The organism is Streptomyces sp. 8K308, assembly GCF_004348315.1.
GTDB lineage: Bacteria > Actinomycetota > Actinomycetes > Streptomycetales > Streptomycetaceae > Streptomyces.
Window position 1 is genome coordinate 1 of the sequence record NZ_SMKC01000313.1, and the last position, 8,217, is coordinate 8,217.

Here is an 8,217-nt window from a genome sequence, read left to right on the forward strand (position 1 = left end):
TAAAGAGACAGGGGGAGGCCGCGGTGCCGGTAGTCGTCGCCGTCGATCCGCAGGGCGCGGAAGTGCGCGGCGAGGCCCTGGATCTCGCGCAGGAAGTCGGCCGCGGCGAAGCGGCCCTCGCCGAGCTTGTCGGGCAGCGTGTTGGAGGTGGCGGCGAGCGCCACCCCCTCCGCGACGAGGCGGCTGAGCAGCGAGGAGACCAGCACCGTGTCGCCCGGGTCGTCGAGTTCGAACTCGTCGATGCACAGCAGCCGGTGTCCGGCCAGGGTGCGCACGGTCTGCTGGAAGCCGAGGGCGCCGACGAGGTTGGTCAGCTCGACGAAGGTGCCGAACGCCTTCGCCTCGGGGGCGGCGGGTACCGCGTGCCAGAGGGAGGCGAGCAGGTGGGTCTTGCCGACGCCGTAGCCGCCGTCCAGGTAGACGCCGCGCGGCTCGGAGGCGCTCGGCCGGCGCTGCCGCCGGGGCCACAGGCCACGGCGGTTCTCACCGCCGACGGGCGTGCCGAGGCCGGCCGCGAACTCCGCGAGCACCTTGACGGCGGAGCGCTGGGACGGCTGCGCCGCGTCGGGTATGTAGGTGTCGAAGCGGACGGAGTCGAAGCGCGGCGGTGGCACGAGCTCCGCCACGAGTCGCTCGGCCGGGACCCGGGGTTCGCGGGAGCACAGGGCCACCGGTCCGGCTGCGGGATCGCCGCCGGCGGGCTCTGGGGTGGTGCTGGCTGACACAGTCTCCCACTGTAAACCGGAACCGGCCGCCACCGCTTCGGCGCCCGGTGCGCGAACAGGCCGCGGGCACTGTGGTGTGCCACACTGCGCCCCATGCGACGCCTGTTTCCCGTGCCGTCCCAGCCGACCGGAGACCCCGAGCGCGAGTGGGAGCTCGCGGAGCTCGCCGACGCCTACGCCTACCCGGAGGCCGCGGCGGCCGGCTCCCCCTGGCTGCGGGCCAACATGGTGTCCTCGATGGACGGCGCCGCGCACCACGGCGGGCGTTCGCGGCCGCTCTCCAACGACGCCGACATGCGGATCTTCGGGGTGCTCCGCGGTCTTGCCGACGTCGTGATCGTGGGCGCGGAGACCGTGCGCGAGGAGCGTTACCGGCCCGCGCGCCGGCGCGCGGAGTTCGCCGAGCGCCGGGCGGCGGCCGGGCAGACGAGCGTGCCGGCCATCGCCGTCGTCAGCGCCAGCCTGCACCTGGACTTCTCGCTGCCGCTGTTCACCGAGCCCGACGTCCCCACCCTGGTCATCACCGGTGCCAAGGCCCCGCACTCCGGCCTGGTCGCCGCCCGGGAGGCCGGCGCCGAGGTCGTCACGGCCGGCGACGAGGCCGGCGTCGCCCCGCACCGCATCAAGCCGGAGCTGGCCCGGCGCGGCTACACCCGGCTGCTGACCGAGGGCGGTCCCCGGCTGCTCGGCCAGCTCGCGGCGGCCGGGGTGGTCGACGAGGTGTGTCTGACGGTCTCCCCCCGGTACACCGTCGGCACGGCGCCCCGGGTGATGAGCGGTCCCGAGATCGAGACGCCGGTCGACCTGGAGCTGACGGATCTGCTGGCCGAGTCCGGTTTCCTCTTCAGCCGTTACCGACGATCTGCGGAATGAGACGTTCCGCTTATCCTGATGTGGGCAGACTGAACAGCGCACACCCCTCGTGCGACGCCCCGACCGCACCGGCGACCACCGGCGGGCTCGGGCGGGCTCGGGCGGCCACGGGGAAGAACGTTCGCCGGGATGCGCGGGTCCCGGCTCCCGTAGAAGGGCGCTCACCGTGATCACGACCGTACTGATGATCGAAAAGCCCATGGTGCCCACCGACGTCCAGCTCGTCACCACCCTGCACGGCGACGAGCCGCAGGCCTTCGTGGTGCTCATGCAGCCGCGCGGCGACCAGGACCGGCTGCTCCGCGCACTGGACGACGTCGCACTCGGCGAGCTCCGCGAGGCCGTCCACGAGGCCGACGTCCCCGAGGGCGAGGAGGCGACGGGCCCGGCGGAGGCGGCCCTGGCCCGCTCGCTCGACGCGCTGCGCGCCACCGGCGCCGACGCCGTCGGCCGGCTCATCGACGACCGCCCGCTCGACCTGCTGACCGCCGTGGTCGAGGAGACCGGCGCCGACGAGGTCATCGTCCTCACCGCCCCGCACTACGTGGAGGAGCTGTTCCACCGGGACTGGGCCTCCCGGGCCAGACACAAGGTCGGCGTACCGGTGCTCAAGCTGTTCGCGCACGCGGAGTAGGCGCGGCGCGCAGGCGGAACCGGCACGGCGCGCAAGCCGGACGAACAGGGCCGGTCGCCCGGCCGCGCCGCCGGCGGGTGCGACAATCGGGGGGCACGCCGCCCGACAGGGAAGACCAGGGAGACAAGACGCATGCCCGCTTCACCGGCATCGGAGACCGCGCCGGCACCGGAGGTCGCCCCCGCGATCCCGCCGACGATGGAACGGCCGCACTTCATCGGCATCGGTGGCGCCGGCATGTCGGGCATCGCCAAGATCCTCACCCGCCGTGGCGCCCAGGTCGCAGGCAGCGACTCCCGCGACTCCGAGACGGCTGCCGCGCTGCGCGACCTCGGCGCCCTGGTGCACGTCGGCCACGACGCCGCCCACCTGTCCGAGGCCGCCAGCTGCGTCGTCGTCTCCAGCGCGATCCGGCAGGACAACCCCGAGCTCGCCGAGGCCGCCCGCCGCGGCATCCCCGTCGTGCACCGCTCGGACGCGCTGGCCGCGCTGATGGTCGGGCGGCGCACCATCGCCGTGGCCGGCACGCACGGCAAGACCACCACGACCTCGATGCTCGCCGTCAGCCTCACCGCCCTCGGCCTCGCCCCCTCCTACGCCATCGGCGGCGACCTCGACGCGCCGGGCTCCAACGCCGAGCACGGCGCGGGCGAGCTCTTCGTCGCCGAGGCCGACGAGAGCGACCGCAGCTTCCACCGCTACCGGCCCGAGGTGGCGATCGTCCTCAACGTCGAGCTCGACCACCACGCCAACTACGCCTCGATGGACGAGATCCACGACTCCTTCGAGACCTTCGCCGACCGCGTCGTGCCCGGCGGCACCCTGGTCGTCAACGCCGACCAGGAGGGTGCCCGCGAGCTCACCGCCCGGCTCGCCGGGCGGGACGGCCTCCGCCTCGTCACCTACGGCGAGGCGGTCGACGCCACCGTCCGCGTGCTGCGCGTCGTCCCCGCGGGGCTGACCAGCGCGGTCACCGTGCTGATCGACGGCCGCGAGCTCACCTTCCAGGTCTCCGTGCCCGGCCGGCACTACGCGCACAACGCCGTCGCCGCGCTCGCCGCCGGCGTGGCCGCCGGCGTGCCGGCCGAGGAGCTGGCCCGCGCCCTCGGCGGCTACACCGGGGTCCGCCGCCGGCTCCAGCCCAAGGGCGAGGCGGGTGGCGTCCAGGTCATCGACTCCTACGCGCACCACCCGACCGAGATGTCCGCCGACCTGGAGGCCATCCGCGGCGCGACCGGCGGCGACGGCCGGGTGCTCGTGGTCTTCCAGCCCCATCTCTTCAGCCGCACCCGGGAGTTGGCCACCGAGATGGGCGAGGCCCTGACGCTGGCCGACGCCTGCCTGGTGCTGGACATCTACCCGGCCCGCGAGGATCCGATCCCGGGCGTCACCAGCCAGCTGATCATCGACGCGGCCCTGGCGCACGGCGCCGAGGCCCGGGCCGAGCACGACAAGGCCGCCGTGCCCGAGGCGGTCGCGGGAATGGCCCGGCCGGGCGATCTCGTTCTCACCATGGGCGCGGGTGACGTGACCGAGCTCGGCCCGAAGATCCTCGCCCGCCTCGCCGCACACTGACGGCGCACCCGTCCCGTCTTCGAAGGAGCACCCATGGGATACAAGGTCGAGAAGTCCGACGAGGAGTGGCGGGCCCAGCTCACCGACGAGGAGTACCAGGTGCTGCGCCAGGCCGGCACCGAGCGGGCCTTCACCGGCGAGTACACGGACACCAAGACCGTCGGCGTCTACAACTGCCGGGCCTGCGGCGCCGAGCTGTTCCGCTCCGCCACCAAGTTCGAGTCGCACTGCGGCTGGCCGTCTTTCTATGACCCGGCGAGCACGGACGCGGTCGAGACCCGCGAGGACCGCTCGCTGCCCGGCCGGCCCCGCGTCGAGGTGCTCTGCGCGACGTGCGGCTCGCACCTCGGCCACGTCTTCGAGGGCGAGGGCTACGGCACCCCCACCGACCTGCGGTACTGCATCAACTCCATCGCCGTCCGGCTCGAGCCGGACGAGTGAGCCGCGCGCGGTGCCCGGGCCTCGCGTGCCGGGCGCCGCGCCCCCTCACGTTGTCATGTCCGCTCCGTAGCGTGTGGAGGGTCCCGCCACCCGCACGCCCGGAGGCCGAGATGAGACGCGGCAGAATCCTCGCCTGATCACCACCACGATCGCCCTCGCCGGCATGGCCACCGCCGGCGCGGCCGTCGACGACGACGACGGGTCCGCCGACAAGCCCCAGGCGGCGGAGCCGCTGGCCGCGCACAACCAGATCGAGGGGACCAACGTGACGGTCCCTCCCGGCTCGCAGAACTTCGCCGGGGTGACCTGTCCGGCCGGGCAGGTGCCCACCGGAGGCGGCTTCAGGACCAGCGGCTTCGACATCTACGCGACCGACTCCTACGCCTCCGGCACCGGCTGGTCGGTCTTCGCCAGGAACACCGGCACCACGGCGCAGCAGGTGCGTGCCGTGGTCGTCTGCACCGTTCCCTGACGGCACCGCCGCTCACTCGCGAGGCGGCGGGCCCTCCGCCGCCTCGCCCACCTCCCTACCGGAGTTCGGCCTCCGGTCAGTCATCGCCGCCCGGCTCGGCGCGGGTGGTGGCCACGGCGGCGAGCGCGTGGCGGCACCCCGGACCGTTCTGGGACGTGGCCGCTTGCGCATGAGGTAATACGCGTCATACGGTCGTCGGTATGGCGAAGACGCGGATCAGCATCAGCCTGGAGCAGCAGCAGGCCGAGCGCATCAGGCAGCACGCGGAGCGGGCGGGCATGGACGTCTCGGCGTACCTGGTGCATGCCGCGACCCGGCAGATGGCCGAGAGCGATGCCATAGAGGCACAGTTCGCCGGGGTGGACGCGCTCATCGCCCAGGCGGAGCGGGAAGCTGGCGAACTGCCCGACGAGCCCGTCGTCGCGGCCCCAGCCGAGCTCACGGAGCAGGAACGCCGCGAGGTCGAGGAGGCTCTCGGTCTCGTCCACGGCCGAGACCGGCAGGGCCATCGTCCAGGACATGCCGCGTGAGCGCACGGGTGCCGGTCTACGACAGCGGCATGCTCATCGCGCTCGCCGACGGCAAGGCGAAGGCGGCGGCGCTCCATGACGGTCTGCGCGCCGCCCCGCATCGGGCGCTGGTGCTCGGCCCGGTCCTCGCCCAGGTGTGGCGCCCGCGTCCGGCGCTGGTGCACGCCGTGTCCACGGTGCTCAAGGACTGCACCGTCCCACGGGCCCGCACGTCCGAGCCGCCCATGCGCCCGACGAACGCGGGCCGTCCCGAGTGTCTGGCCTGCGCGACGGGCCCGGACCTGGCCGACTGGCGGCGCATCGGCACGGCGCTGGGGCAGGCCGCCCTGCCGGCGAAGAAGCGGCCGGACGCGGTGGACGCCTGGGTGGCCCTGGCGGCTGCCCGGCACGGCAGCGCGGTGATCTTCACCAGCGATCCGGACGACATCCACGCCTACCTGGAGGTGCTGGCCCCGCCGGACGTGCACGTCGTCGCCGTCTGAGGCCAGCCCGTGGCAACGTCAGGCGCCAGCGCTGCCGCGCATCGCGCGGTGTACGGACGCGGCAGCCGGGGACGTCGCCTTGAGTTTGCACAGGAAGCGTGCGTCGCCCGGGGCGCTGAGCCGATCGCCGCCGCGCGTGCTGAGCACCATCCAGCGTTGCGTGTACCGACCCGTACGCGGATCGCCGACGGTCTGCCTGCGTTCGATGACGCGGACGTCGTGCCAGGCGCAGGCCAGGGGCGGCTCAGGACCGGTGACCACGAGGCCGCGCTCGAAGAGGTGCGTCCGCCTGCGGCGGCGGGTCCGGCGGAGTTCGGCCCAGAGCGCCACGACGGACCCCAGGGCCGCGAGGACCAGCAGCCCCGTGGCGACGGCCCTGACGGCGGGGCCGTACGGGCCGGCCCTCAGACCGATCCCCGCACTGAGGAGCGCGGGCACCAGGCTCATGCTGACAAGGCTGAGCGTGCCGACTCCCTCGCGGATCGCGTGCGATTCGACGTGGGAGCCCAGGTCCGCCCGCGCGGCGGCTCGTTCTGCCGCTTCGCGTGCCGTTCGATCCGCCTGCCGCCGGGGTGTCTCGCGCATCACGGAATCCCTCCTCCTGACTGTCACGCACCCGAGGGCTCGTCGGTTCCGCCGCCGTCCCGGAGCGCCGCCTCCGGCCGATCCACCGCGCCCCGGCGGAACTCGTTCGCCGAGCCCGGTGCCCGCCGGCCAGAATGGCCGCCATGTGGTCTCACCTCCTCGCCTTCCTCGGCGCCTGCACGCTGGTCGCCGCCTCGCCGGGGCCGAGCACGGTCCTGATCATCCGCAACTCGCTGCGCGGCCGCTGGTCCGGCATGCTCACGGTGCTCGGCAACGAGAGTGGGGTCTTCCTCTGGGGCGTCTTCGCCGCCCTCGGCCTCACCGCACTGCTTGAGGCGTCCGAGGCGGCGTACGACGTCATGCGCGTCGTCGGCGCCGTGGTGCTGGTCGGCTTCGGCATCCAGGCGCTGCGCGCCGCCCGCCGCGCTGACGGCGCCTCGCTCGCCGACGCGGCCGCCTCCGCCGACCCCGCCTCCTCCGGCTGGCGCGACTACCGCGCCGGCCTGCTGCTCAACCTGGCCAACCCCAAGGCCGGCATCTTCGCGATGGCCTTCCTCCCGCAGTTCGTCCCCGCCGGGGCGCCCCACCTGACGACCATGCTGGCCCTGGCCGTCGTCTGGGCCGTCTTCGAGACCGGCTACTACGCCACCTACGTCTGGGGCGTCGGCCGCCTCCGCCACGTCCTGAGCCGCCCCGGCGTCCGCCGCCGGCTCGAACAGGTCTCGGGCGGTGTGCTGATAGCCCTCGGCGTCCGGCTGGCGATCGAGAGCTGAGCCGCCGTCAGAGCGCGTGGCCGCCGGCGACCTGGAGGACCTGGCCCGTGATCCAGCGGGCCTGGTGGGAGGCCAGGTAGACCACGGCGTCGGCGATGTCCGCCGGTTCGCCGAGGCGGCCGAGCGGCACGAGTGCCGTCACCTCGGCGGCGAGGTCGTCTCCCATCCAGCCCGTCTGCACCGGACCCGGCGCCACGGCGTTGACCCGGATGCCCCGCGGGGCCAGGTCGAGGGCGGTGGACCGGGTGACGGCCTCCAGGGCCGCCTTCGACGTGCCGTAGCCGGTCTGGCCCGGGAAGGCCCGGGCCGCGTCCGTCGTGATGTTCACGACGGACAGCGGGGCTTCGCCCCTCCGCAGCCGGGCGACCTCGCTGATGAGGACGGCGGGGGCGAAGGCGTTGACCCGGTAGTGCCGCTCAAGCGAGGCGTAGGTCAGGGTGTCGACGTCGTCCGGCGTCTCGCAGTGCGCCGCGTTGTTGACCAGGACGTCGATCGAGCCGAGCCGGTCCACGACCGTGGCCACCAACTCCCCGGCCGCCTCGGGCCGTGACAGGTCGGCGCTGACCGCGAACGAGCCGTTGCCGAGTTCCCGGGCGAGCGCCTCGGCCGCGCCGGCGGTCGGTGTGACGTGGGCCCATTCGGTGTCGTCCGGCGCGGGCGGGTCCTGGGCCAGGTAGTGGACCGCCACCCGGGCGCCCTGCGCCGCGAACGCGCGGCTGATGGCGGCGCCGATGTTGCCGGCGCCTCCGGTGACCAGGACGTTGCTGCCGTCGAGTCGGGTGTCGGGCATGTTCGTCTCCCTCGGTGGTTCGGTGCGTCTCGCGATGGCGCGATGGGATGGCGAACGCACGAGGTCAGCGGGGCCCGGAGAGGAGAGGGGAAGGGGCGGACGCCGACGGGCAGGTGACCGGGAGGAGCCGGAGAGAAGGGCACACCTGATGTGGCGGTCGCGGCATCCGCGAACCGCTGCCTCGAACGTGGCGCCGGCGCCATCAGGAACCCATGCGCCGCACGGTAGCAGGGCCCGGCCGATCACCGCACCGGCCGGGCGTCGCCTGACCGCCGCAGCACGGCCGCCGACTCCGGCGGCAGGAGGAGGCGGCCGGCCACGTCCGGGGGTGGGACGG

11 protein-coding genes are annotated in these 8,217 nt (G+C 74.1%); 8 read left to right on the forward strand and 3 right to left on the reverse strand.

Annotation, left to right across the window (positions count from 1 at the left end; genetic code table 11):
• Positions 1–725 (reverse strand): cell division protein ZapE (gene zapE / locus E1265_RS29405; RefSeq protein ID WP_132934035.1); only part of this gene is annotated, 725 nt, incomplete at its 3' end.
• Positions 726–818: 93 nt separating this feature from the next.
• Here zapE and E1265_RS29410 point away from each other — a divergent pair.
• From E1265_RS29410 to E1265_RS29440, 7 genes are all read left to right on the forward strand, one after another.
• On the forward strand, positions 819–1,598 hold the full coding sequence (locus tag E1265_RS29410; protein ID WP_132934036.1) for a pyrimidine reductase family protein: 780 nt from the start codon (positions 819–821) through the stop codon (positions 1,596–1,598).
• Positions 1,599–1,764: 166 nt separating this feature from the next.
• Positions 1,765–2,232, forward strand: coding sequence for an indole-3-glycerol phosphate synthase (locus E1265_RS29415; protein ID WP_132934037.1), 468 nt, complete (start codon positions 1,765–1,767; stop codon positions 2,230–2,232).
• Positions 2,233–2,364: 132 nt separating this feature from the next.
• On the forward strand, positions 2,365–3,807 hold the full coding sequence (gene murC / locus E1265_RS29420; RefSeq protein WP_132934038.1) for a UDP-N-acetylmuramate--L-alanine ligase: 1,443 nt from the start codon (positions 2,365–2,367) through the stop codon (positions 3,805–3,807).
• A gap of 33 nt (positions 3,808–3,840) precedes the next feature.
• Entirely contained in the window at positions 3,841–4,248 is a 408-nt protein-coding gene (gene msrB, locus E1265_RS29425) for a peptide-methionine (R)-S-oxide reductase MsrB (protein ID WP_132934039.1), read from the forward strand.
• Between the two features lie 163 nt (positions 4,249–4,411).
• Positions 4,412–4,720, forward strand: coding sequence for a hypothetical protein (locus E1265_RS29430; protein ID WP_132934040.1), 309 nt, complete (start codon positions 4,412–4,414; stop codon positions 4,718–4,720).
• A gap of 200 nt (positions 4,721–4,920) precedes the next feature.
• Positions 4,921–5,250: a ribbon-helix-helix protein, CopG family gene (locus tag E1265_RS29435; RefSeq protein WP_132934041.1), complete on the forward strand. Its 330-nt coding sequence runs from the start codon at positions 4,921–4,923 to the stop codon at positions 5,248–5,250.
• Positions 5,247–5,732: a hypothetical protein gene (locus E1265_RS29440; RefSeq protein ID WP_207931260.1), complete on the forward strand. Its 486-nt coding sequence runs from the start codon at positions 5,247–5,249 to the stop codon at positions 5,730–5,732. The genes E1265_RS29435 and E1265_RS29440 overlap by 4 nt, the downstream gene beginning before the upstream one ends.
• A gap of 18 nt (positions 5,733–5,750) precedes the next feature.
• Here the strand turns inward: E1265_RS29440 and E1265_RS29445 are convergent, their stop codons facing one another.
• Positions 5,751–6,179 carry a hypothetical protein gene (locus E1265_RS29445; RefSeq protein WP_132934042.1) on the reverse strand — a complete coding sequence of 143 codons (429 nt, stop codon included), beginning with the start codon at positions 6,177–6,179 and terminating at the stop codon, positions 5,751–5,753.
• A 281-nt stretch (positions 6,180–6,460) separates the two neighbouring features.
• Between E1265_RS29445 and E1265_RS29450 the strand changes: the two genes are divergently transcribed.
• Positions 6,461–7,090 carry a LysE family translocator gene (locus E1265_RS29450; RefSeq protein WP_132934043.1) on the forward strand — a complete coding sequence of 210 codons (630 nt, stop codon included), beginning with the start codon at positions 6,461–6,463 and terminating at the stop codon, positions 7,088–7,090.
• Positions 7,091–7,097: 7 nt separating this feature from the next.
• On the opposite strand, the gene E1265_RS29455 is transcribed toward E1265_RS29450, so the two are convergent.
• Complete coding sequence (locus tag E1265_RS29455) at positions 7,098–7,880, reverse strand: SDR family oxidoreductase (RefSeq protein ID WP_132934044.1); 783 nt, start codon at positions 7,878–7,880, stop codon at positions 7,098–7,100.
• Positions 7,881–8,217 lie beyond the last annotated feature (337 nt).

Bases quoted from the DNA above. Each gene is read 5' to 3' on its own strand.
- E1265_RS29410 (WP_132934036.1), top strand. From the start codon at position 819: ATGCGACGCCTGTTTCCCGTGCCGTCCCAGCCGACCGGAGACCCCGAG.
- murC (WP_132934038.1), top strand. From the start codon at position 2,365: ATGCCCGCTTCACCGGCATCGGAGACCGCGCCGGCACCGGAGGTCGCC.
- msrB (WP_132934039.1), top strand. From the start codon at position 3,841: ATGGGATACAAGGTCGAGAAGTCCGACGAGGAGTGGCGGGCCCAGCTC.
- E1265_RS29430 (WP_132934040.1), top strand. From the start codon at position 4,412: ATGGCCACCGCCGGCGCGGCCGTCGACGACGACGACGGGTCCGCCGAC.
- E1265_RS29435 (WP_132934041.1), top strand. From the start codon at position 4,921: ATGGCGAAGACGCGGATCAGCATCAGCCTGGAGCAGCAGCAGGCCGAG.
- E1265_RS29445 (WP_132934042.1), bottom strand. From the start codon at position 6,179: ATGAGCCTGGTGCCCGCGCTCCTCAGTGCGGGGATCGGTCTGAGGGCC.
- E1265_RS29450 (WP_132934043.1), top strand. From the start codon at position 6,461: ATGTGGTCTCACCTCCTCGCCTTCCTCGGCGCCTGCACGCTGGTCGCC.
- E1265_RS29455 (WP_132934044.1), bottom strand. From the start codon at position 7,880: ATGCCCGACACCCGACTCGACGGCAGCAACGTCCTGGTCACCGGAGGC.